The following is a 21,597-nucleotide window of genomic DNA, read 5'->3' on the forward strand; positions in this document are numbered from 1 at the left end:
TTCTTGCATTTCACTTAACATTTCTTGCGAATTTTATTCCGGAATGATAGCAAGGTAAAATTGATAAGTCGTTTCGTTTGATTTTATTGGATTAAAATTTCCTGAGTGTATTAAAACAGCAGGTGTATGGTTTATTTTATACCCACTTTGAGGCAACCAATTATTTACTACATTGGAAACGGCCTGAATCATTTCAGGTAATCCACCATCATAACTAAACCTTGCATATATTCTTGATGGGACTTCCAGGTAATTGACTTCTCCGGATAGAGGAGGCTTAATGTCTACTGTCATGCAGGTTTGTATCCTACACTTGTCGAGTGGTGTGAAAATCGGATAATCCAATATCAGGGCAAAGGTTTCTGTGCTTTTTGTTACTAAATTATGTCCATTAGCCCAGTTCGTGACTCTTTGAAAACTATTGGCTATTGCATCTGAATCTTTCAAATATGCATTCAAAAAAATCACTTTTTTGGGAGGTAATTTTACAACTTCTACATCGAAGCGCTTTGCTTTGACATTGTTTTCGGGAGCTGTAAAATGTTCTTTCTTTAATATGCTTTGGTCAGAAAAAGACATGACTGATTGTAGGATAGTAATTTTTTCCTGACCATTTTTATTCCTAAACGCATCAGGGCTTACTTTATAATAGTTCTTAAAAGCCCTGGAAAAAGATTCCAGGGAATTAAAGCCGTATTTAATAGCCACTTCAAGTATCGAAGTATGTGGCTCAACGGCCATCATATGAGCAGCCGCTTCGAGTCTGATTCGCTGTATATACTGTTTGGGGGTTTCGCCCACAACCGATTTGAAAATTCGTTGAAAATGGAAAGTGGAAAAATTTGCAACGAAGGCTAATTTCGATAGAGTAAGTTTTTGCTCTAAATTTTGCTCAATAAAATGCTTGACCTTGTTTATGCGTTTTATATGTAGTTTTTGAGTCAAATTGGGTTTCACTATTCTATTTTGAAGATGTTGTGTAGAGTAAATGGAATTTTTGTGTCATACCGTCTGACCGTAAACAGGCAAATATATGAAACGTTTGTTTTTTTAAAGCGATTTTTATCAAACAGTTGCAAGGTTTATTAAAATGAGTAGCTTAATGAACCACCTTGTTTTCATGCTCGTACCTCGCATGAATCCACTCCCCGTCTGACTGTGCAGCCGGGCAGGTTTTTGCCAGGAGGAGAAATTTCTGCTTTGGGCATGTTTTTGTTTAGGTTTAAAATTATAGCAAAGTTTCCGGCTGTTCCTTTTCCCCTCCTGACTTTGTTAGGAGGGGACATCCGGTCAAAGGTTCGAAAGGCCGGATGGGGTGGTTCCTACTAGTACCTGAAATAATAAATGAGAAATGAACAGCTACCTCTTCGTGATTAACGGAGCTACTCTTCTGATTTTTATCCCCCGGATTGTTTCACTTTGTACCCTTCCTGTTGAAGGAGCGCTATTATTTTTGATCGAAAATCCCCCTGAACCAAAATTTCTCCGTCCTTCACACTGCCACCAACCCCACACTTGGTTTTCAGTAGCTTGCCCAAAGCTTTCAATTCCTCTTCTTTTCCCACAAAACCGGTAATCAGCGTAACACTTTTTCCTTTGCGTTTTTTACGGTCGAGACTTACAATCAGATTCTGTTGTTGCGGCGGAAGCGTATCCTCTTCCTTTCCGGTTTCCTTTTCAAACTCAAAATCGGGATTGGTGGAATACACAACTCCAAGTCTTTCTTTCCAGTCATTCGACATATTTTTCCTCCCAATATTTTTTGTGCAAATATCAATCAACTTAAAACTACGCCGAAAATACGAATTCTTGAGATACCACAAAAGCACGCATTTACAAAAGCCATTCACGGCTGGCATTCAGGTTTAAATTATTCAGTGAAATTTTGTGCAGGAGATTTTCAACTCTATAAAATTTGGGGGGCAGATTGATATTTCAAATGCAAACAAAGAAAATGGTATCGTTCAATATCATATAATTTTTTGTACCTTTTTTGACAAATCAATACTTCAAAAAATGAAAACAATACTTCTTTTTATAATAGCAGAAATTCTGTTTGGGGTTCTGGTAAAAGGTCAGTATCAGGAGGAGTCACCTATTACCATTGAAAAAATATCGGATAATCTTTTTCAGCTTATTGGCGGTCGGGGGGCTAATGCTGGTATGTATATTGGTGACAATGCAGTGTTGATTATTGACGCCAAAATGGATGAAAAATCAGTGGAGGGAATTTTTACGGCAGTTAAAAGTTTTACGGATAAACCTGTTAAATACCTTGTAAATACTCATAGCGATGGCGACCATGTGAAGGGGAATGAGTTTTTTCCGGAAGAGGTAGTTATTGTAGCCCATAAAAATTGCCGGAAAGAGTTTTTTCATCCCGGCCGCGACGGGACTCCTTCCAGATGGGCCGATGCAAAATTATTTCCATTTATTCCGCAGGTAACCTTTGACAATCAGATGCAAATTCATCTCGGAAGTAAAACAGTCGAACTTTATTATTTTGGTGTGGGGCATACAACAGGTGATATTGTAGTCTATTTCCCGGAAGAAAAAACGGCCTTTATTGGTGACCAGGTGTTTTTTGGGAGGCCACAACTCATTCATTCTTATAAAGGAGGCAACTCTTTTGAACATGTAAAAACTGTTGAAAAAATGCTGGAAGCACTGGATGCTCTCCGGTTTTGCAGTGGACATGCCGAAATGAAAACCCGGGAGGATATTGAAATTCACCTGGAAGAAATAAAAAGGTTTCAGCAAAAAGTAAAAGCATTGATTAACGAAGGGAAAAAACTGGAACAGGTTCAGAGCGAATTTACCACCGAAGAAAGTAGGTTGGCAGAATCGGTGTACAACGAAATTAAGGCGATACGTTAGGTCTCACTCTGTGTTAAAGTTGACATATTCTTTTTGCAGTCCTAATCTCCGCGCAAATAATCTGTTGCGCAGCTTTATTTTGGGAGATATCAGAGCGCAGAAAGAATATGTGTTATTCTCTGTTTGAGTCGATGAGTTTTTGGCTATCAGCCATTTACAAAAAGCCTTTTACTGGAATATTGCGGATCACAAGTCAGGTTTACCTTCAATTTTCGTAATCCTGCTTCGTCCCCCGGCGTTGGAATGTGGGTAAGGTGAACTTCGCAGTCACGCAGCCATTTCAGGTTTTCAAGCGCCATTTGTGCTGCCGGATTCGACAAGGCGCTTATCCCAAGCACAATCAACGTCTCATCTAAATCCAGGCTAACCATTTTGCCATGCAGTATGTTCTTTTTCAAATGAGTGACCGAGTCAATGATGTTCTGGGGCAAGAGGTGCATACTATCGGGAAGGCCGGCCAAATGCTTGGTAGCGTTCAGAATGAGGCTCGAAGCGGCATGCATCAGCGGAGAGTTTTTGCCGGTTATAATTGTCCCGTCATGCAGTTCAACCGAGGCTCCGCAATAAATTCCTGCGTTTCCTTTTCCGGTTTCCTCTGCATTGGCAGCTGCTTTCCGGGCAGGCACAACCACATTGCGGTCTTCCGGTATGGCACCTGCTTTTTGCATAATTTCATCAATCCGGTTGAGTGTTTCTTTTTCGGTTAACCCCAGGGCATATTCCACTGCGCACCTGAAATACCGCCTGATGATTTCCTGATGCGACGCTTCCGCAATAATCCGGTCATTTACAATCCCTGCACTTGCCCGGTTTACACCCATGTCGGTCGGGGATTGGTACATAGATGCACTGCCCGTTATTTTTTCAATAATTCTTTTGAGCAGATGAAATGCTTCGATATCGCGGTTATAATTCACCACCTTTTTATTATAAGCTTTTAAATGATGCTCATCTATCAGTACTTCATCTTTTAAATCGACAGTAGCCGCTTCATAAGCAACATTAACCTTATGATCTACAGGCAGGTCCCAGATGGGAAATGTTTCGAATTTTGCATAACCAGCCTGCATGCCGCTTTTGTATTCGTGATAAAGGTTGCAAAGGCAGGTGGCCAGTTTCCCGCTTCCGGGGCCCGGCCCTGTGACTACCACAATCGGTTTTTCTGTTTTGATGTATTCGTTTGCACCGTATCCTTCATCGCTTACAATCAGGTCGACATCGGTTGGATACCCTTTGGTGGGATAATGCAAATAGACTTTTATCCCCCTCATTTCGAGTTTGTTTTTGAAGGCTTTTGCCGGAAGTTGATTCTGGTAACGGGTAATCACCACTGCCGTAATTTCAATTCCCCATTCCCTGAAATCATCAATGGTTTTCAGGGAATCAACGTCGTAAGTAATACCAAAGTCGGCACGTACTTTTTTTCGCTCTATATCACCTGCATGGATACAAAGAATTACGTCTATTTTGTCTTTTAACAATTGCAAAAGCCGCATCTTCACGTTCGGATCAAAACCCGGAAGTACCCGCGCTGCATGATAGTCGTACAGAATTTTACCTCCAAATTCAAGGTAAAGCCTGTGATTAAATCTTTCCACCCGTTCAAGAATAGCAGCGGTCTGCTCTCTGAGGTATTTTTCGTTGTCGAATCCGATACGGTTTTTGTCTTCCATTTTTACTCCTTCAAGATAATATTACCTGTTTTTTTTGAAGCCACAATATTAGTAAAATCCCGCTAAGTAGTTCCAAATATATCTCAGGGAAAAAGCAAACTCAACACAAAAATAAAGGCCATGGCTGTGGTTCCCTGGATAAGCGTTGCCATCGTATGCGTTTTGTAACCTGTTTTCACATCCATTCCTGAAAATTGTGTAACCACCCAAAAAAAGCTGTCGTTGGCATGGGAGATGGTCATGGCGCCGGCTCCCGTAGCCATTACGGCCAGCACTTTACCATTGAGCGAGTCGAGGCCAATAGTGGAAAGCAGTGGAGCGATGAGCGCAGAAGTGGCAACCAGCGAAACAGTAGAAGACCCTTGGGCAGTTTTAAATGCTGCTGCAATAATGAATGGCAGAAAAATGCCAAGCTGGTAATCTGCCAGCATGTTTCCGATGGTTTCGCCAATTTGTGTTTCTTTCAGAATGGAACCAAAAGCGCCGCCTGCCCCGGTTATCAGGAGTATGGGAGCCGCTGCACTGATACCGTCGCCAATCCATCCTGTCAGGGTTTCCTTGTTAAAAGCGGGAAACAGTAAAAATGCCAGCAATAATCCAATGAGCAGGGCATTAACCGGTTGACCGGCAAAATCTACAAAGGTGAAAAAGAAACCACTCCCCAAAGGCCTGGATGGGTAAGTTGCAACCGAACGAACAGCAATAAGCAGAATCGGGGCAATGATGGGCATTAGCGATTTGGTGGCAGAAGGAAGCTGTATATTTTCAGGAAGGGTTTGTATTGCTTTTTCATCGTCGTCGCTGGTTTTGTATCTTTTCCCTGCAAAAGAAGCCCAGAAATAACCGGCAAACATGGCAAATAATGCCACGGCCAGGCCAAAAAGAATCACCACACCCAACTGATCGTCAAGGCCAAGGTTGCCTGCCGCAGCAATGGGACCGGGAGTGGGTGGAATAAAAGTGTGGGCTGCATATAATCCGGTAGCCAGCGAAATGGAAAGTGCCACCGACGATTTCCCGGTTTTTTGTACCAGCGATTTTTTTAACGATGAAAGAATAACATACGCCGAATCGCAAAATACCGGGATAGAAACAATGTACCCGATGATGGACATTGCCAGACCGGGAAACCTTTTCCCCACCAGCTTCAATACCAGTTCTGCCAGTTTGATGGCCGCATTGGATTTTTCCAAAATGGTACCGATAATCGTTCCCAAAACGATAACAATGCCAATATAGGCCATGATATCACCAAATCCGCGGGAAATAGTAACGGCAATATTTCCCACAGGCAGCCCGGCCAGCGCCCCGGCCAGATAAGAAGCCAGCAGCAATACAATAAAAGGGTGCAGTTTTAGTCGGGTGGTTCCCAGGATTATGAACAGTACAGAAATAAAAAGAACAGTTATAAGCCAAAGTCCTTCGGGCATAATTTATATATTTATTCGGTTTACAATATTTTTTGGTGTGGTTCCTTTTTGGGGACAAAGATTAATGCAAATATTAAACGGAACAACAGGGTGATAATTTTCGTTCTCATGATGATTTATAGCTGATATGCGCTAAAAATAGCTGATTTTTTTGGTATGAAAAAAATAAAACTGCGAGGGAAAGAGGTAAAGCGTCTCGGTTATGCTAACGACCGCGCTATTTCACTTGCCATTCATTTGGCTGGAAGGCATTTTAAACGATCTGAAAAAATGGAAGTTTTGGAAACGCTGGAGAAAATCAACCTGGCTCCGGAAAGCTACCTGAACGATTCCCTTTGGGGCGAACTGGCGCAATTTCTGACTCAAAAATCCGGAAAAATTCAACATAAAAAGAAACCGAAAGGGAGTAAATCCGCCCTGGATTTTAAAATTTATGGCGAAGAAAATATCGATCCGGAAGCGGTTCGCCAAATGGAAACAGCCATGAAACTTCCCATTTCGGTAAAAGGGGCGCTGATGGCTGATGCTCATGTTGGATATGGTCTGCCCATCGGTGGTGTGCTGGCTGCCTATAATGCGGTGATCCCTTACGGCGTGGGAATGGATATCGGTTGTCGCATGTGTCTTTCTGTATTCTCTTCCTCTCCCCAAAAAATAGACGGGGAACGCGACCGGATTAAAAATGCTTTAATGAATGAAACCCGCTTTGGGCTGGCAGAGTTTAAGGATGAACGTGAGCATGAGATATTGGAGCGTAAGGAATTTCAGGAGATTAAATTTCTCAAAAAGTTCCATAAAAAGTTTGCCAACCAACTGGGTACTTCCGGGCATGGAAATCATTTTGTGGATGTGGGGGTAGTGAAAATTTCGGAGTTTTCACAACGGCTCCATTTAGAGCCGGGTGAATATTTTGCCGTGTTGAGCCATTCAGGCTCCCGTAATTTTGGAGCGGAGGTGTGCAAACATTACACACGTATTGCCAGAGAAAAGCTGGAACTCTCGGGTGAAGCCGCCCGGTTGGCCTGGTTGGATCTCGATTCGGAAGAAGGGCAGGAGTATTGGGCTGCCATGCAACTGGCCGGCGACTATTCGCATGCCAATCACCGGATTATTCACCGGCGGCTGGCAAAGGCGCTGGGCGAAAAAACAGTTGCCATCATCGAAAATCACCATAACTTTGCCTGGAAGGAAAAGCTGGATACGGGGGAAGAAATTATTATCCATCGGAAAGGAGCTACCCCGGCAGGCACGGAAAATATCGGGATCATTCCCGGTACTATGGCATCTCCGGCATTTATTGTCTCCGGCAGGGGAAACGAGGATGCCCTGCAGTCGGCCTCGCATGGCGCCGGTCGTTTGATGTCGCGCAACCAGGCCAAACAGACTTTTACCGAAAGCCAGTTGAAAAAACATCTCGCAGCAAAGAGAGTGGAACTCCTGGGAGGTGGAATCGACGAATCACCTTTCGCATACAAAGATATTTATGAGGTAATGAGGGCCCAGGAGGACCTGGTGGATATACTTGGTGTGTTTTATCCTAAAATTGTCCGGATGGAATGAGTGTGTGAGTAAGATGATAAATAAATCAATCTCTATATAATAATGTTGTGGTTCATTTTGCCCAGAGACTTCGGAAATGGTTTTGTAAATTGAAACAAATAATTATCTTTGACGTTAGTAATGTAAGACGACAGCATGATTGTTTCGTTTGGCTCAAAGGATACAGAAAAGATTTGGAATGGGGATCGAGTTAAAAGGATTCCTTTTGAAATTCAGCAGATTGGACGGAGGAAATTGAGAATGATTAATAACTCGCAAAATTGGTCTGATTTGAGAATTCCACCTTCTAATCGACTTGAGAAATTACAAGACTCAGATTTTTGCAGTATCAGGATTAATAACCAATGGAGAATTGTGTTTCGCTGGACTGACAATAATGCACATGATGTTGAGATAATGGACTATCATTAAAAATTGGAGGATAAAAAATGGACAGATTAGCAAATATTCACCCAGGAGAGATTTTATTAGAGGAATTTTTACATCCTCTTGGGATAACAGCATATAGATTGTCAAAAGACACAGACATTCCACAGACAAGGATTTCTCAGATAATTAAAGGGAAAAGAAGAATTACAGCTGATACTGCCTTGAGATTAGGCTCTTATTTTGGAACAACTGCAAAATTCTGGCTTGGATTACAAGATGATTATGATATCGAAGAAGAAAAAGAGCATAAAAGAGAAATCCTGATTAGAATAAAGAAAAACGCACCACAACACGTGGTATAAGTCATGGCTGGAATTGGCTCGATTAGACACAGTCGAATCTCGTGCCTGCCCCAGTTTCGGTCGGACCACTCAGACTTGTCTGACCGCCATTACCTCATACCACCAACGGTATCCCTGCTTTTAATCGGAAGAGACTGAAATAAAACGTTCCGCATGTTTTTACATTCTTTTCGGCCCAACTTTTTGTTTGAGGTTTACAAATTCAGCAACACAATAAATGCAGAAAACCACAATCCTTTTAAAGGATATTAAAAGGCAATTCCCAGGCTTATTCCAACCCTGAAACCTGGGAAAAAGAAAGGTAACCACGTGGTCAGGTTGTCGTCGTTTACTTCATGTTCCAGCCTTTTATGCAGGTAGTTAATATCTTTAAAAACATTGCTCACATCTTCGGTAATGGACCCATAATCGAACCCTGCTTCCGGTTGTCTGAGCTGGTACTTGAGGGTTACAGAGTGATGGTCGATTCCGGCGCCAAAAAAGTAGAGATCCAGTGTAAATCTTTCTTCGATAATTAACTGGTACCCCAGTTGAGCCCCTATTCCAACGGAATTTAGCCGCGTGTCAACTGTGTGTGCCCTGTCATCAATTTCATCGGAAAATTTCATTTTCTGATTACTATAACGGGCATACGGGGCAATATAAAGTCCTTGCAGCGGTTCCTTTCCGGTGACGTAGAAACGGTATTCCAAAGAGGTGTTAATCCCGCCCTTACTTTCCTCCAGCGTATAAGCCGAAGGGGTAATTGTCTTTTCATTGAAAAAGGGACTGAGGGTGGGTTCCATATATCCTAACTTTAGAAGAATCGATTGCTTTTGATTTGCCTTCCATTCATAGTTGAGATTGAAATGGCCCAGGAATGCATCTGAAAAACCGGCTTTGATTACATTATTTTGAGCAATAGCCGGGGTACAGAACAGCAACAGTAACCCGGTTAAAATTTTGGTATGTTTTTTCATCGTATATGGGTTTTAAAAAGTAAGTTCAATTTATGGATTTTCTACCAATCATCCTTTTTTTTAGATAAAAAGTTCTAATAAGATATTTTTGTGTTTATTCTTTTTTGTGGAAATATTCTACAACAGAAATGTGTAATCCCCGAGCGGAAAGATTGCGGTATTGCCTTGTTTTTTTGTGAGAATAAGGTCGCTTCTGTTTGTTTATCAGTTGGTTTCAGTAATGGTTGTTTCCTGATTTTCTTTTCTGGCACGGTTATTCCAAATACCATTGTCAAGCGAGTAATTTATTAAATGTTGAATTAAAATGTTTAGAGCTATGAAAAAGAGAATGGTAATGTCAATCGGATTATTGTTGATGGGTTTAGGAATAACAACAACTGTAATTGCTGCCGCACCGGAACAGCCAATGGTGGTGATGCAGGAAGAAGTAACGTTCAAGGAAATTCAAAAGGAAGAACTTCCTGAAACCGTAACGGCTGCAATTCAGGATGCGTATGCTGACTACACCTTGTCAAAAGCGTATGTGGGAAGTGATAGTTCTTATAAAGTAGAACTTACCCAGGGAGATGAAAACATCGCGGTATTTTTTAATGCCAATGGTGAGTTTTTGAAAGTTGAAAGAGCAGATAAGGGAGGCACTGAAGAGCCGCAATAATAAAGTCAAAAATTTAATACACACAAATATCAATATTTCATTTCTCAAAAAAGAAGCTGATCATTTAGTATTACTTCTTTGCTGCAAGAATGAGATTTAAGTGCCTGAAACCTCTGTCATCAAGAAATATCTTTTTGGCAGGGGTTCTTTCGTGTGTTTGTCGCTGTTAAAAAGTTACAATAATTAATACAGAAGGTCGTTTTTATTGGTATGAATAAATTGAACGGGCGCGAATCTCATTCTATGGCAAGTATTCTGATTATAGATGACGATGTTACATTTTGTATGATGCTGAAAACGCTGCTTGAAAAAAGCGGCTACCAGGTTACAAGCGTCTTTTCGCCTGTAGAAGCGAAACGGATCATTGAATCCCGCAGGTTCGACATCGTTTTTACCGACCTTCGGATGCCCGACATCAGCGGGATGGAATTAATCCGGCTTATTAAAAATAAAGAGCCAAAAACCCAGATTATTATGATGACGGGATATGCTGATATCTCGACAGCCATCGAATCAATAAAAAAGGGTGCTTTTAATTATATCCCCAAACCGCTTAACCGCGATGAGGTTTTGAATATTGTTCAGGAAGCCCTAGAGCAAGTCAATGACGAACCTTTGGAAAAAGGGACAACGCATTGGAATGCCTCAGCATATCTTGAGGGAATTGGCCGGCCATCGCAGCGGCTGAAAGAGTATATTGAACTGGTGGCCCCAACGCCTATGTCGGTTTTGCTGGTGGGGGAGAGTGGTACCGGGAAAGAATATGCAGCGCGGTTTATTCATGAAAAAAGTAAACGGGCCCGGCGTCCTTTTGTGGCAGTCGATTGCGGAGCCATTCCTTCGGAACTGGTTGCCAGCGAATTTTTTGGTCATGTAAAAGGATCGTTTACCGGCGCCATATCCGATAAAACAGGCTACTTTGAAGCAGCCAGCGGGGGAACTCTGTTTTTAGACGAAGTGGGGAACTTATCTTATAATACCCAAATACAGTTGCTGCGGGTTTTGCAGGAGAAGTCAGTGAAACCGGTAGGAAGTAACCGTGAGGTGCCGGTGGATGTACGGATAATTGCAGCTACCAACGAAAACCTTCAGGAGGCTCAGGATAAAGGGGATTTTAGAAATGATTTATATCACCGGCTAAACGAATTTCAGATAAACGTGCCTCCTCTGCGGGAAAGGAAGTCTGACATTATGGTATTTGCAAATTTCTTTCTGGAACAGGCAAATGAGTACCTCGATAAGTCGGTTGCCGGTTTTGAAAAAGATGTGGAGCAGGTTTTTCTGGATTATCCCTGGCCCGGGAATTTGCGCGAAATGAAAAACATGGTTAAGCGGGCTACTTTACTGGCACGGGGGGAAATGATTACATGGAAGGAAATTCCTGAAGAATTATATACGCGTAAATCGATTGATGGTGAATTTGCCCTGTTTAACAAAGAAGATGAAACCCAAGCCATTCAGAAGGCCCTGGAGGCAGCTGATTATAATAAAAGTGAAGCCGCACGCCTGCTTAAAATTGACCGGAAAACCCTGTATAATAAACTAAAACTTTACAATATAAACGTTCCCGGTAAAGATATGTGATGATCTTTTCCAATTTTTTTCATAATGGTTTCAACCATGGAAAGGGCTAATTCGCCTGTTGCGAGCCATTCCTCTTTCCTTTCTTTTCCGTAATCATTCCGTTCCAGTTTTTCCAGTGGCCTTATCACTTTTTTGGCTTCCAGCTGCCTGAACATTGGAAGCATTTTATGGGCCAGTTCGGTAAGCGACTCAAAATCGCTGTTGTGAAGATGTTGCCTGAATAGCTGGATGTTTTGAGCAGTTGATTCAATAAAGGAAGCGAGAATGTCACGGGTAGTTTCCGGATCGTCAGAAGCAAAAGCTTTTATTGCATCAATGTTGTAATCACTGTTTGTTTTGGTATGATTGTTTGGTATCTGGCGAAGGCCGGCCTTTTCCCTGTTCATAACAAGGGCAACCTGTTTTAAAAGTTCTTCGGGACGAAAGGGTTTTTGAAGAAAGGTGGAAAATCCTGCATTCTCATATACCTGTTTTCTCGGCAATTCTCCTGATACAGCAATGGCTCGTGCCTTTCCGCTGGAATTTTTTCTGAAAAAGTACAACAATTCAAATCCGCTCATGCGGGGCATCCTGATGTCTGTAATGAGCAGATCGAATGATTCTTTTCGTATGGCCTTCAGCGCTTCCCGTGGTTCTGAAAAGGCATTTACACGGAGCCGGGCAGCCCGGAGTACGGTAGCTGTCATGTCAAGTAAAACAGAATCGTCATCTACCAGCAAAACCTTTTCTCCGTTAAACGAAAATTGATTGATATCGGGAATGGGGGGCATTGTTGCCATTCGTTGTTTTCCGGATGTATAAGCAGGCAGAGGCTGCAAAGGAAACATTACTGTAAAATGACTGCCCTTTCTGTGTTGACTTTTGAAGGTAATCGATCCGTTCATCAATTCAACAAGGCGTTTTGTGATGGTAAGCCCCAGCCCTGTCCCTTCATATTGGCGCCCTTCTTCCGAAGAAACCTGCGAGAATTCTTCAAAAATAAGCGGGGCATTCTCTGCAACGATACCGATTCCGGTGTCAATCACATCAAACTGTATCCAATCTGTCTGGTCTTCTGTTTTTTGTACAATTCCTTTCACGGTAACTTTTCCGCTATCGGTAAATTTAATAGCATTGGAAATCAAGTTTCCCAAAATCTGTTTTATCCTTATGGGATCGGAAGTGTAAACAGTATCGGGCCGCAGTTGATTTTGCCATTCCAGTTCGAGTTTTTTTTCTGCTGCGAGAGGGTAAAAACCGGAAATGACCTCATCTGTAAGATCGTTCAGGTTAAATCGTATGTTTTCAAATTTAAATTTTCCTGTCTGAAGCCGGGCAAAATCCATCAGGTCGTTAATCAGCCTGAGAATATATTCTGCCGACTGTTGGATATTTTCGAGGTAGCTTTTCTGTTGTGTTGTTGCATTTTCCCTCTCCGTGAGTTGCGCGTAGCCAATGATTGAACTTAACGGGGATTTGAGATCGTGGGTAATGCTTAGCATAAACTGTTCTTTGCTTTTCAGGAGCATTTCCGAGTAGGCTTTCTCTTTTTCGAGATTTTGACGGTAGTGCTGGCTTCGGGAAATATCCTGTAAAATGAGTATAAGAAATCCTGTAATCACAAGCAAAGCAATAATGCCGAGCAAAATGATAATGTTGGTCATGTCTGCAATCCGCTCTTGTTGTATTTCAACTTTTCTTATTGAACTAATAAGTTCTTCATTTTCGAACTTCGAGAGCATCTGCCTGATTTGGAGCGTAATGGTTTTGTCGTTATCTGCAATATCCTGCTCTTTTTTTACCAGCTTTTTTTCATAAGCCACACTTTCTTCCCTGATGTCTTCAATGACAGAAGATAAAAATTGCCGGACAGAATCTGCCGGGTTGAATGCGTTTAAAATACTATCGACCTTCATCGATTGATTCACTACTACTTTGAGTGTTGTGTCGGGTTTTTCATGGGGTGAAAATACATGAACAAGCCGCTCAAAAAACTTTTTCTTTTTTTGTTTTATAATAACGCTGTCTTTTCGGGTAGATACTGTTTTATAAATACTTAGAAGTTGGTTTATGGAATCTTCGTTACTGGTTAAGCGCAGCATGGCTTTTTCATACATTTTTTCAGACGAGCCGGCATTTTTTATGGCAACCAGTTCTTTCAGGTTTTGCCTTTTTTTTGCCAGCAATTTTCCAATACTGTCGGCGTGCATTTGCTGCAGCGGACTCCCGGCAATTTTTCCAAGCGAGTCGATTTGGACGGAGATTGAATCCATTAACACATTATATGCTTTGTGGTGACCCCTTTTTCCGGTTTGTAAATAACTCCTTTCCAGCCCTTCCGCTTCATATAAATTGGTTAATATTGAATTGGTAATAAGTATCTTATCATTTACCGGGCTGATGTCCACCTGGTTTTTATACAGCTCCAGCGTTTCATTGTAAATCAGCCATACCGTAGCCGATGCAATGATTACAAGAGTTATATATCCCAAAAAGATGTTGATTTTAACCGATTTCAAGCGTTTGGCCATAAAATAAGCATTATGTGTTTTATCATCATAAAACGATAGGAAATAAGTGAAGTTGTGTAAAGGAAATAAAATTACGCAATCTCAATTTTAATTTTTTGAAAAAAAAGCTTGAAATGGTTTGTTCTTTGCTCAAAATTAGTACTTTTGCGTGCCGTTTTTCAGGGGGAAACTGTATTTTACTTCTGGAAATCATGGTTTTTATTGAAATTTAACATACTTTTGCAGTCCATTTTTTGGATTGATATTAACAAATAAAAAAACAGGTATTTATGCCAACGATTCAACAGTTAGTTAGAAAAGGAAGACAAAACAAGGTGGAGAAAAGTAAATCTCCGGCTCTTGACTCGTGTCCGCAGCGTCGCGGTGTGTGTGTGCGTGTTTACACTACTACTCCGAAGAAGCCGAATTCAGCTATGCGTAAAGTAGCCAGGGTAAGGCTTACCAACGGGAAAGAAGTGAATGCATATATTCCGGGTGAAGGACACAACCTACAGGAACACTCCATCGTTTTAGTGCGTGGAGGCAGGGTAAAAGACCTTCCCGGTGTACGTTATCACCTGGTACGTGGTGCCCTTGATACTGCCGGCGTGGAAGGACGTTTGCAAAGACGTTCGAAATACGGTGCAAAGAAACCGAAGAAATAATAGATAAAATTAATTGTAAATTCGTTATTTACAGTGGTTTGGTTGAGTAAGCGAATCTCTCAAGTCTTCCGGAGATAAACTGAAGGCCGCCTTAGGGCAACCGATTTAAATAACACTAAAAATTTAGAAATGAGAAAGACAAAACCAAAGAAGCGAATTCTTCTGCCGGACCCTAAGTTCAATGATACTTTGGTAACCCGGTTTGTCAATGATTTAATGAAAGATGGGAAAAAGTCTGTGGCTTATTCCATTTTCTACGATACACTGGAACTCGTAGAGAAACGTGTGAAGGAAACGGAGCTTTCTCCGCTTGAAGTTTGGAAAAAAGCACTTGAAAATGTAACCCCGGCTGTGGAAGTAAAAAGTCGCCGTGTAGGGGGTGCTACTTTTCAGGTACCAATGGAAATCAGGGAAGCCAGGAAAGTTTCAATCAGTATTAAAAACCTGATTTTGTTTGCCCGTAAACGTTCCGGAAAATCCATGGCAGATAAACTGTCTGCTGAAATTGTTGCTGCCTTCAACAATGAAGGAGGCGCTTACAAGCGTAAAGAGGATACCCATCGTATGGCGGAAGCAAACCGTGCATTCGCGCATTTCAGATTTTAGTCTAGTCGTAGAAAATGGTTTAATGGTACGGATTAGAAAAATGGTTTAAAAAAGGTTATGGCTAAACAAGATCTGAAATATACAAGAAATATAGGCATCATGGCGCACATCGATGCGGGTAAAACAACTACCACGGAACGGATTTTATTCTATACCGGGTTAACGCATCGGCTGGGTGAAACACATGATGGCTCTGCTACAATGGACTGGATGGAGCAGGAGCAGGAAAGGGGAATTACGATTACCTCGGCTGCTACTACTACCTTCTGGAAATACAACGATCAGGAACATAAAATCAATATAATCGATACTCCCGGACACGTCGATTTTACCGTAGAAGTAGAACGCTCGCTGCGGATTCTGGACGGAACAGTTGCACTATTTTGTGCTGTGGGAGGTGTTGAAGCACAGTCGGAAACAGTTTGGCGTCAGGCTGAAAAGTATGGCGTTCCCCGAATAGCGTTCATTAATAAAATGGATCGTCAGGGGGCTGATTTCTATAATGTTTATAATGAAATTAAGGAAAAGCTAGGAGCCAATCCGGTTCCGATACAAATTCCAATCGGTGCAGAGGAAAAATTCGAAGGTGTGATTGACCTCATTGAGATGAAGGCAATTCGCTGGTTCGAAGATGAAACCATGGGCACAAACTACAGTCTCGAAGAGATTCCTGCTGATATGTTGGAACAGGCTGAAGAATGGCGTGGAAAACTGGTGGAATCTGTTGCCGAAGTAGATGATGAATTGCTCGAACGCTATTTTGAAGACCCGGAATCGATTACCACAGAGGAAATGCTGAAAGTAATCAGAAGGGCTACAATAGAAGGGATTATTATTCCTCTGATGTGTGGTTCGGCCTTCAAAAATAAAGGAGTTCAGCGTTTGCTCGATGCGGTTTGTTCTTTTCTGCCGAGCCCGCTTGATAATGGAGATGTTACAGGTGTGAATCCTGTTATTAATAAAGAAGTTAAACGTACCGCTGATGTGGAAGAACCGCTTGCAGCCCTGGCGTTTAAAATTGCTACCGACCCGTTTGTTGGCCGATTGGCTTATATGCGTGTTTATTCCGGTAAGATTGAAGCCGGTTCGCAGGTACTCAATAGCCGAACTGGAAAGAAAGAACGTATCTCCCGGCTGTATCAGATGCACTCCAACAAACAAAACCCGAAAGAGGTAATTGAAGCCGGAGACATTTGTGCTGCTGTAGGATTTAAAGATATCCGTACCGGAGACACTCTTTGCGATGTAAAGCATCCTATTGAACTGGAAAGTATGGATTTTCCGGAACCTGTTATTGGAATTGCTGTTGAACCAAAATCACAGAAAGACCTTGACCGGTTATCTAACGGATTGTCGAAACTCGCAGAAGAAGACCCGACATTTAAGGTTCAGACTGATCATGATTCGGGCCAGACTGTTATACGGGGAATGGGGGAATTGCACCTCGAAATTATTGTTGATCGCCTGAGAAGAGAATTTAAGGTAGAATGTAACCAGGGTGCCCCGCAGGTGGCCTACAAAGAGGCTATCAGTAAGCCGGTTGATTTGCGTGAAGTATTCAAGAAACAAACCGGGGGCCGTGGTAAATTTGCCGATATTGTCGTTAAAATTGAACCGGCAGAAGAAGGAAAAGTTGGATTGGAATTTATTGATCAGGTAAAAGGAGGAAACATTCCGCGAGAATACATTCCTTCTGTTCAGAAAGGTTTTAATGAAGCTATGTCAAACGGTCCGCTTGCCGGATTCCCGGTTGACAGTTTAAAAGTTACCTTGCTCGATGGTTCATACCACGCAGTGGATTCCGATCAGTTGTCGTTTGAAATTTGCGCCCGGCAGGCATTCAGGCATGCAGCTTCTAAAGCTGGTCCCAAATTGCTCGAACCCATTATGAAACTGGAGATTGTTACTCCGGAAGAATATATGGGAGATATTATTGGTGACCTTAACCGTCGTCGTGGCGATGTTTCCGGCATGATGTCAAAAGGGAATGCCCGGGTGATTCATGCAAAAGTTCCGCTTTCGGAACAATTTGGTTATGTTACAGTGTTACGTACTTTATCTTCCGGAAGGGCAACCTCCTCAATGGAGTTTAGCCACTACCAGGAAGTGCCGCGTAGTCTGGCTGAAAAAGTGCTGGAAAGTGTACAGGGAAAAGTTGATTTATTATAAATATTTTTAACAGAGTTCTCAAAATGAGCCAAAAGATCAGAATTAAGCTGAAATCGTACGATCACAACCTGGTTGACAAGTCGGCTGAGAAGATCGTTAAAACGGTGAAAACCACAGGTGCAGTGGTAAGCGGTCCTATTCCGCTGCCCACTCATAAAAGGGTGTTTACCGTTTTGCGTTCTACCTTTGTAAATAAAAAATCAAGGGAACAGTTTCAGTTGTCATCTTACAAACGTTTGATCGACATTTACAGCTCAACGGCAAAAACAATTGACGCCCTGATGAAGCTGGAATTGCCCAGTGGCGTTGAAGTAGAAATTAAAGTTTGATAAATTAAAAAGTAGTCGAAATGGCTGGTATTATTGGAAAAAAAATCGGAATGACATCCGTATTCAGTGTTGAGGGGAAAAATATCCCATGCACTGTGATTGAAGCCGGTCCCTGTGTGGTTACACAGGTGAAGACCAAAGAGAAGGAAGGCTACGATGCGTTGCAACTTGCTTTCGGTGACAAAAAAGAAAAAAGATCGACCAAAGCTGAATTTGGTCACTTTAAAAAAGCCGGAACAACGCCAAAACGCGAAGTAGTTGAATTTAAAAGCACCTACCAGGAAGATTATAAACTGGGAGACGAAGTTACAGTTGATATTTTTCATGAGCTGGACTACGTTGATGTAGTGGGTGTTTCAAAAGGGAAAGGCTTTCAGGGCGTAGTAAAGCGTCATAATTTTCGGGGGGTAAATGACCAAACCCATGGACAGCACAACAGGTTAAGAGCACCAGGTTCTATTGGTGCATCCTCTTGGCCAAGCCGCGTTTTTAAAGGAATGCGCATGGCCGGAAGAACCGGTAATGAAACCATTACCATCGAAAACCTGATGGTGATGAAAGTGGTTCCTGAAAAGAATTTGTTAGTGGTGAAAGGTTCAGTGCCTGGCGCCAAAGGTTCATATTTAATTATTAGGAAACAATGGAACTAAGTGTACTGAATAGAGAAGGAAAAGAAACGGGGAGAAAAGTAACTTTAAACGACCTGATTTTTGGAGTAGAACCCAACGACCATGCCATTTATCTTGATGTAAAACAATACATGGCAAACAAGCGTCAGGGAACTCATAAATCGAAAGAGCGCAGCGAAGTTGCCGGAAGTACCCGTAAAATTAAGAGGCAAAAAGGAACCGGTACAGCACGTGCCGGCAGCATAAAATCGCCTGTATTCCGCGGTGGTGGTACTATTTTTGGACCACGTCCCAAAAGCTACGATTTCAAACTGAACAAAAAAGTGAAACAGTTGGCAAGGAAATCGGCGCTGACATACAAAGCCCGGGAAAACAATATTTTCGTTTTAGAAGATTTTAACCTGGAAGCTCCGAAAACAAAAGAAATGGTGAACATTAAAAGTAATTTGCAAATTGCTGATAAAAAGTCACTTTTCGTTTTACCAGCCGAAAATAATAATATATATTTGTCGTCCAGAAATTTACAGGATGTTTCGGTTGTAATTGCTTCTGAGTTAAATACTTATCAGATTCTGAACGCAAAAACTATTGTTCTTCTCGAAGGTTCTGTGAAGAAAATAGAAGAAGCATTTAAACTTTAAGGCGATTTAAAAATGGATATTTTAGTAAAACCATTGGTTACCGAAAAAATGAATGAGCAGGCTGAGCGGTTCAATCGTTATGGGTTTATCGTGGATAAAAAAGCTACCAAACCTCAGATAAAAAAAGCGGTGGAAGGGCTTTATAACGTTACGGTCGATTCTGTAAATACCATCGTGTATGGAGGAAAAGTAAAATCCCGGTATACTAAATCAGGCGTTATAACCGGGAGAACAGCTGCTTATAAAAAGGCCATTGTTACATTGGCCGAAGGAGATAGCATAGATTTTTACAGTAATATTTAATCATAGAAATGGCAGTAAGAAAATTGAAACCAGTAACTCCGGGTCAAAGGCATAAGATTATTGGAGCCTTTGATACCATTACTGCATCTACACCTGAAAAATCATTGTTGGAACCCCTGCGGAAAACTGGAGGAAGAAACAACCAGGGCCGCATGACAATGAGGTATAGAGGTGGGGGACACAAGCGCAAATACCGTATTATCGATTTTAAACGCGATAAAGACGGTGTTGTTGCTATTGTCGATTCCATTCAGTACGATCCGAACCGATCTGCCCGTATCGCCCTTTTGAAATATGAAGACGGCGAAAAAAGGTATATCGTAGCTCCAAACGGTTTGCAAGTTGGGCAAACTGTAAAAAGCGGTGGCGGGGTCGAACCTGAAATTGGAAATACGCTTCCCCTATCCGATATTCCTCTTGGAACATTGGTTCACAACATTGAACTCCATCCTGGACAGGGTGGTGTGATGGCACGTAGTGCAGGCGCTTATGCGCAATTGACCTCTCGTGAAGGTAAATATGCAGTCTTGAAATTACCTTCAGGCGAATCTCGTATGATACTTACATCCTGCAGGGCTACTGTCGGAACAGTTGGAAACACAGAGCACAACCTCGAACGCTCGGGAAAAGCCGGCCGTTCAAGGTGGTTGGGAAGAAGACCACGGGTACGTGGTGTTGCAATGAACCCGGTGGATCACCCAATGGGTGGTGGAGAAGGCCGCTCATCTGGCGGACATCCGCGCTCGCGTAAAGGCTTACTTGCGAAAGGGTATAAAACCCGTTCCAAAAAGAAAGCTTCCAGCAAATATATTATAGAACGTAGGAAAAAATAGTTAAAGAGAAAGAAGTATGAGTCGTTCGTTAAAGAAAGGGCCTTTTATCGATTATAAGCTGGAAAGAAAAATTCTGGCCATGAATGATAGTGGAAAAAAATCGGTATTGAAAACATGGGCCAGGGCTTCAGTAATTTCTCCTGACTTTGTAGGTCATACCATCGCCGTTCACAACGGTAATAAATTTATCCCGGTATATATTACCGAGAATATGGTAGGTCACCGTTTGGGTGAATTTGCACCTACACGTACCTTCAGGGGGCATGCTGGTAACAGGAAATAGGCATAATGTCAGTAAAAATTAAAAAGAGAAAAGAATGGGTGCCAGAAAAAGACTAGCAGCAGAAAGACGAAAAAAAGAGAAAAAACAACAATATTTTGCTGTTTTAAATAACTGCCCTACATCACCAAGAAAGATGAGGCTTGTAGCTGATTCTATCCGCGGCATGGAGGTGAATAGAGCGTTGGATGTCCTCAAGTTTTCCTCAAAAGAGGCTTCACGCAGGGTAGAAAAACTCCTTTTATCGGCCATTGCCAACTGGCAGGCCAAAAACGAAGGAGTTCGTTTAGAGGAAAGTGATTTGTACGTAAAGAGAATCATGGTTGATTCAGGTCGTATTTTGAAAAGGTTACGTCCGGCTCCCCAGGGTCGTGCTCACCGTATCAGAAAACGTTCGAACCATGTTACTATTTATGTTGACCGAAAAGAAAGTGTTGTTGAAGAAAATCTTAATCAGTAGTACATGGGACAGAAAGTAAATCCAATTTCAAATCGTTTGGGGTTCATTAAAGGATGGGACTCGAATTGGTTCGGTGGTGATGATTACGGCGACAAGCTGGCCGAAGACAACAAAATACGGGAATATTTGAATGCCCGTTTGGCCAAAGCTAGCATATCAAGGATCGTGATTGAACGTACCTTGAAGCTTATCACCATTACCGTGCATACTTCTCGCCCAGGTATTATTATTGGTAAAGGCGGACAGGAAGTTGACAAGTTGAAGGAAGAGCTGAAAAAAATTACCAGCAAAGAAGTTCAGATCAACATTTTTGAGATTAAACGCCCGGAACTCGATGCCAAGATTGTTGCTACCAATATTGCGCGGCAAATCGAGGGTAAGGTTGCTTACCGCAGGGCAGTGAAAATGGCCATCGCTTCCACTATGAGAATGGGAGCCGAAGGGATTAAAGTATTGGTATCAGGAAGGCTGAATGGCGCCGAGATGGCTCGTTCAGAAATGTACAAAGACGGTCGTACTCCGTTACATACCCTGAGAGCCGATATCGACTATGCCTTGGCAGAAGCGTTGACCAAGACCGGACTGGTAGGTGTTAAGGTCTGGATTTGTAAAGGGATGATTTATGGAAACCGTGACCTCTCACCCAACGTGGGCCAAAAACAGGCCCGTGGAGGGAAAGGTGTAGGTGGCGGTAACCGTGGAAGAAGAAGAAAATAGTGGTTTA

Annotated in this window: 23 protein-coding genes; 17 read left to right on the plus strand and 6 right to left on the minus strand. The window is 42.1% G+C overall.

Features of this window, described 5'->3' with window-relative positions; translation table 11 throughout:
- Positions 1–33: 33 nt before the first annotated feature.
- Both D1164_RS11050 and D1164_RS11055 read right to left on the minus strand, forming a co-directional pair.
- Positions 34–957: an AraC family transcriptional regulator gene (locus D1164_RS11050; RefSeq protein ID WP_119350042.1), complete on the minus strand. Its 924-nt coding sequence runs from the start codon at positions 955–957 to the stop codon at positions 34–36.
- A gap of 440 nt (positions 958–1,397) precedes the next feature.
- Positions 1,398–1,742, minus strand: coding sequence for a translation initiation factor (locus tag D1164_RS11055; RefSeq protein WP_119350201.1), 345 nt, complete (start codon positions 1,740–1,742; stop codon positions 1,398–1,400).
- 274 nt (positions 1,743–2,016) lie between these two features.
- On the opposite strand from D1164_RS11055, the gene D1164_RS11060 reads away from it, so the two are divergent.
- On the plus strand, positions 2,017–2,877 hold the full coding sequence (locus tag D1164_RS11060; RefSeq protein ID WP_147372160.1) for an MBL fold metallo-hydrolase: 861 nt from the start codon (positions 2,017–2,019) through the stop codon (positions 2,875–2,877).
- Between the two features lie 146 nt (positions 2,878–3,023).
- Here the strand turns inward: D1164_RS11060 and D1164_RS11065 are convergent, their stop codons facing one another.
- Both D1164_RS11065 and D1164_RS11070 read right to left on the minus strand, forming a co-directional pair.
- Entirely contained in the window at positions 3,024–4,550 is a 1,527-nt protein-coding gene (locus tag D1164_RS11065; protein ID WP_119350044.1) for a DUF1846 domain-containing protein, read from the minus strand.
- A gap of 83 nt (positions 4,551–4,633) precedes the next feature.
- Positions 4,634–5,980, minus strand: a complete 1,347-nt coding sequence (locus tag D1164_RS11070) for a GntP family permease (protein WP_119350045.1) — start codon at positions 5,978–5,980, stop codon at positions 4,634–4,636.
- A gap of 156 nt (positions 5,981–6,136) precedes the next feature.
- Between D1164_RS11070 and D1164_RS11075 the strand changes: the two genes are divergently transcribed.
- The 3 genes from D1164_RS11075 (at position 6,137) to D1164_RS11085 (ending at position 8,271) form a co-directional block, all read left to right on the plus strand.
- Positions 6,137–7,540: an RtcB family protein gene (locus D1164_RS11075; RefSeq protein WP_119350046.1), complete on the plus strand. Its 1,404-nt coding sequence runs from the start codon at positions 6,137–6,139 to the stop codon at positions 7,538–7,540.
- A gap of 135 nt (positions 7,541–7,675) precedes the next feature.
- Positions 7,676–7,951 carry a type II toxin-antitoxin system RelE/ParE family toxin gene (locus tag D1164_RS11080; protein ID WP_119350047.1) on the plus strand — a complete coding sequence of 92 codons (276 nt, stop codon included), beginning with the start codon at positions 7,676–7,678 and terminating at the stop codon, positions 7,949–7,951.
- A 17-nt stretch (positions 7,952–7,968) separates the two neighbouring features.
- Complete coding sequence (locus D1164_RS11085) at positions 7,969–8,271, plus strand: HigA family addiction module antitoxin (RefSeq protein WP_119350048.1); 303 nt, start codon at positions 7,969–7,971, stop codon at positions 8,269–8,271.
- Positions 8,272–8,519: 248 nt separating this feature from the next.
- Here D1164_RS11085 and D1164_RS11090 read toward each other — a convergent pair whose 3' ends face one another.
- Positions 8,520–9,230 carry a DUF3575 domain-containing protein gene (locus D1164_RS11090; protein ID WP_119350049.1) on the minus strand — a complete coding sequence of 237 codons (711 nt, stop codon included), beginning with the start codon at positions 9,228–9,230 and terminating at the stop codon, positions 8,520–8,522.
- Positions 9,231–9,546: 316 nt separating this feature from the next.
- On the opposite strand from D1164_RS11090, the gene D1164_RS11100 reads away from it, so the two are divergent.
- On the plus strand, positions 9,547–9,885 hold the full coding sequence (locus tag D1164_RS11100; protein WP_147372161.1) for a hypothetical protein: 339 nt from the start codon (positions 9,547–9,549) through the stop codon (positions 9,883–9,885).
- Between the two features lie 210 nt (positions 9,886–10,095).
- Entirely contained in the window at positions 10,096–11,469 is a 1,374-nt protein-coding gene (locus tag D1164_RS11105) for a sigma-54-dependent transcriptional regulator (protein ID WP_206610986.1), read from the plus strand.
- Here D1164_RS11105 and D1164_RS11110 read toward each other — a convergent pair.
- Positions 11,436–13,979 carry an ATP-binding protein gene (locus tag D1164_RS11110; protein WP_119350052.1) on the minus strand — a complete coding sequence of 848 codons (2,544 nt, stop codon included), beginning with the start codon at positions 13,977–13,979 and terminating at the stop codon, positions 11,436–11,438. The two genes, D1164_RS11105 and D1164_RS11110, sit on opposite strands and share 34 nt — an antisense overlap.
- 269 nt (positions 13,980–14,248) lie before the next feature.
- On the opposite strand from D1164_RS11110, the gene rpsL reads away from it, so the two are divergent.
- From rpsL to rpsC, 11 genes are all read left to right on the plus strand, one after another.
- Complete coding sequence (gene rpsL / locus D1164_RS11115) at positions 14,249–14,623, plus strand: 30S ribosomal protein S12 (protein ID WP_119350053.1); 375 nt, start codon at positions 14,249–14,251, stop codon at positions 14,621–14,623.
- Between the two features lie 129 nt (positions 14,624–14,752).
- The gene (gene rpsG, locus D1164_RS11120) at positions 14,753–15,229 is read left to right on the plus strand and encodes a 30S ribosomal protein S7 (RefSeq protein ID WP_119350054.1); all 477 of its coding nucleotides are present in this window, start codon (positions 14,753–14,755) and stop codon (positions 15,227–15,229) included.
- Between the two features lie 57 nt (positions 15,230–15,286).
- On the plus strand, positions 15,287–17,398 hold the full coding sequence (gene fusA / locus D1164_RS11125) for an elongation factor G (protein ID WP_119350055.1): 2,112 nt from the start codon (positions 15,287–15,289) through the stop codon (positions 17,396–17,398).
- A 23-nt stretch (positions 17,399–17,421) separates the two neighbouring features.
- Positions 17,422–17,727: a 30S ribosomal protein S10 gene (rpsJ, locus tag D1164_RS11130; protein WP_027472457.1), complete on the plus strand. Its 306-nt coding sequence runs from the start codon at positions 17,422–17,424 to the stop codon at positions 17,725–17,727.
- A gap of 20 nt (positions 17,728–17,747) precedes the next feature.
- Positions 17,748–18,377: a 50S ribosomal protein L3 gene (gene rplC, locus D1164_RS11135; protein WP_119350056.1), complete on the plus strand. Its 630-nt coding sequence runs from the start codon at positions 17,748–17,750 to the stop codon at positions 18,375–18,377.
- The gene (gene rplD / locus D1164_RS11140) at positions 18,368–18,997 is read left to right on the plus strand and encodes a 50S ribosomal protein L4 (protein ID WP_119350057.1); all 630 of its coding nucleotides are present in this window, start codon (positions 18,368–18,370) and stop codon (positions 18,995–18,997) included. The genes rplC and rplD overlap by 10 nt, the downstream gene beginning before the upstream one ends.
- 12 nt (positions 18,998–19,009) lie before the next feature.
- Positions 19,010–19,300 carry a 50S ribosomal protein L23 gene (rplW, locus tag D1164_RS11145; protein ID WP_119350058.1) on the plus strand — a complete coding sequence of 97 codons (291 nt, stop codon included), beginning with the start codon at positions 19,010–19,012 and terminating at the stop codon, positions 19,298–19,300.
- A gap of 8 nt (positions 19,301–19,308) precedes the next feature.
- On the plus strand, positions 19,309–20,133 hold the full coding sequence (rplB, locus tag D1164_RS11150; RefSeq protein ID WP_119350059.1) for a 50S ribosomal protein L2: 825 nt from the start codon (positions 19,309–19,311) through the stop codon (positions 20,131–20,133).
- A gap of 16 nt (positions 20,134–20,149) precedes the next feature.
- Positions 20,150–20,416 (plus strand): 30S ribosomal protein S19, encoded by a 267-nt coding sequence (gene rpsS / locus D1164_RS11155; RefSeq protein ID WP_119350060.1) that lies wholly within the window; start codon positions 20,150–20,152, stop codon positions 20,414–20,416.
- Between the two features lie 34 nt (positions 20,417–20,450).
- Positions 20,451–20,873 carry a 50S ribosomal protein L22 gene (gene rplV / locus D1164_RS11160; RefSeq protein WP_119350061.1) on the plus strand — a complete coding sequence of 141 codons (423 nt, stop codon included), beginning with the start codon at positions 20,451–20,453 and terminating at the stop codon, positions 20,871–20,873.
- 3 nt (positions 20,874–20,876) lie between these two features.
- Entirely contained in the window at positions 20,877–21,590 is a 714-nt protein-coding gene (rpsC, locus tag D1164_RS11165) for a 30S ribosomal protein S3 (protein WP_119350062.1), read from the plus strand.
- The last annotated feature ends 7 nt before the right edge of the window (positions 21,591–21,597 follow it).

This window comes from Mariniphaga sediminis (genome assembly GCF_003573545.1).
GTDB lineage: Bacteria > Bacteroidota > Bacteroidia > Bacteroidales > Prolixibacteraceae > Mariniphaga > Mariniphaga sediminis.

Coding starts and splice junctions, on each gene's coding strand:
- D1164_RS11055 (WP_119350201.1), bottom strand. CDS start 1,742: ATGTCGAATGACTGGAAAGAAAGACTTGGAGTTGTGTATTCCACCAAT.
- D1164_RS11060 (WP_147372160.1), top strand. CDS start 2,017: ATGAAAACAATACTTCTTTTTATAATAGCAGAAATTCTGTTTGGGGTT.
- D1164_RS11065 (WP_119350044.1), bottom strand. CDS start 4,550: ATGGAAGACAAAAACCGTATCGGATTCGACAACGAAAAATACCTCAGA.
- D1164_RS11070 (WP_119350045.1), bottom strand. CDS start 5,980: ATGCCCGAAGGACTTTGGCTTATAACTGTTCTTTTTATTTCTGTACTG.
- D1164_RS11075 (WP_119350046.1), top strand. CDS start 6,137: ATGAAAAAAATAAAACTGCGAGGGAAAGAGGTAAAGCGTCTCGGTTAT.
- D1164_RS11080 (WP_119350047.1), top strand. CDS start 7,676: ATGATTGTTTCGTTTGGCTCAAAGGATACAGAAAAGATTTGGAATGGG.
- D1164_RS11085 (WP_119350048.1), top strand. CDS start 7,969: ATGGACAGATTAGCAAATATTCACCCAGGAGAGATTTTATTAGAGGAA.
- D1164_RS11090 (WP_119350049.1), bottom strand. CDS start 9,230: ATGAAAAAACATACCAAAATTTTAACCGGGTTACTGTTGCTGTTCTGT.
- D1164_RS11100 (WP_147372161.1), top strand. CDS start 9,547: ATGAAAAAGAGAATGGTAATGTCAATCGGATTATTGTTGATGGGTTTA.
- D1164_RS11105 (WP_206610986.1), top strand. CDS start 10,096: ATGAATAAATTGAACGGGCGCGAATCTCATTCTATGGCAAGTATTCTG.
- D1164_RS11110 (WP_119350052.1), bottom strand. CDS start 13,979: ATGGCCAAACGCTTGAAATCGGTTAAAATCAACATCTTTTTGGGATAT.
- rpsL (WP_119350053.1), top strand. CDS start 14,249: ATGCCAACGATTCAACAGTTAGTTAGAAAAGGAAGACAAAACAAGGTG.
- rpsG (WP_119350054.1), top strand. CDS start 14,753: ATGAGAAAGACAAAACCAAAGAAGCGAATTCTTCTGCCGGACCCTAAG.
- fusA (WP_119350055.1), top strand. CDS start 15,287: ATGGCTAAACAAGATCTGAAATATACAAGAAATATAGGCATCATGGCG.
- rpsJ (WP_027472457.1), top strand. CDS start 17,422: ATGAGCCAAAAGATCAGAATTAAGCTGAAATCGTACGATCACAACCTG.
- rplC (WP_119350056.1), top strand. CDS start 17,748: ATGGCTGGTATTATTGGAAAAAAAATCGGAATGACATCCGTATTCAGT.
- rplD (WP_119350057.1), top strand. CDS start 18,368: ATGGAACTAAGTGTACTGAATAGAGAAGGAAAAGAAACGGGGAGAAAA.
- rplW (WP_119350058.1), top strand. CDS start 19,010: ATGGATATTTTAGTAAAACCATTGGTTACCGAAAAAATGAATGAGCAG.
- rplB (WP_119350059.1), top strand. CDS start 19,309: ATGGCAGTAAGAAAATTGAAACCAGTAACTCCGGGTCAAAGGCATAAG.
- rpsS (WP_119350060.1), top strand. CDS start 20,150: ATGAGTCGTTCGTTAAAGAAAGGGCCTTTTATCGATTATAAGCTGGAA.
- rplV (WP_119350061.1), top strand. CDS start 20,451: ATGGGTGCCAGAAAAAGACTAGCAGCAGAAAGACGAAAAAAAGAGAAA.
- rpsC (WP_119350062.1), top strand. CDS start 20,877: ATGGGACAGAAAGTAAATCCAATTTCAAATCGTTTGGGGTTCATTAAA.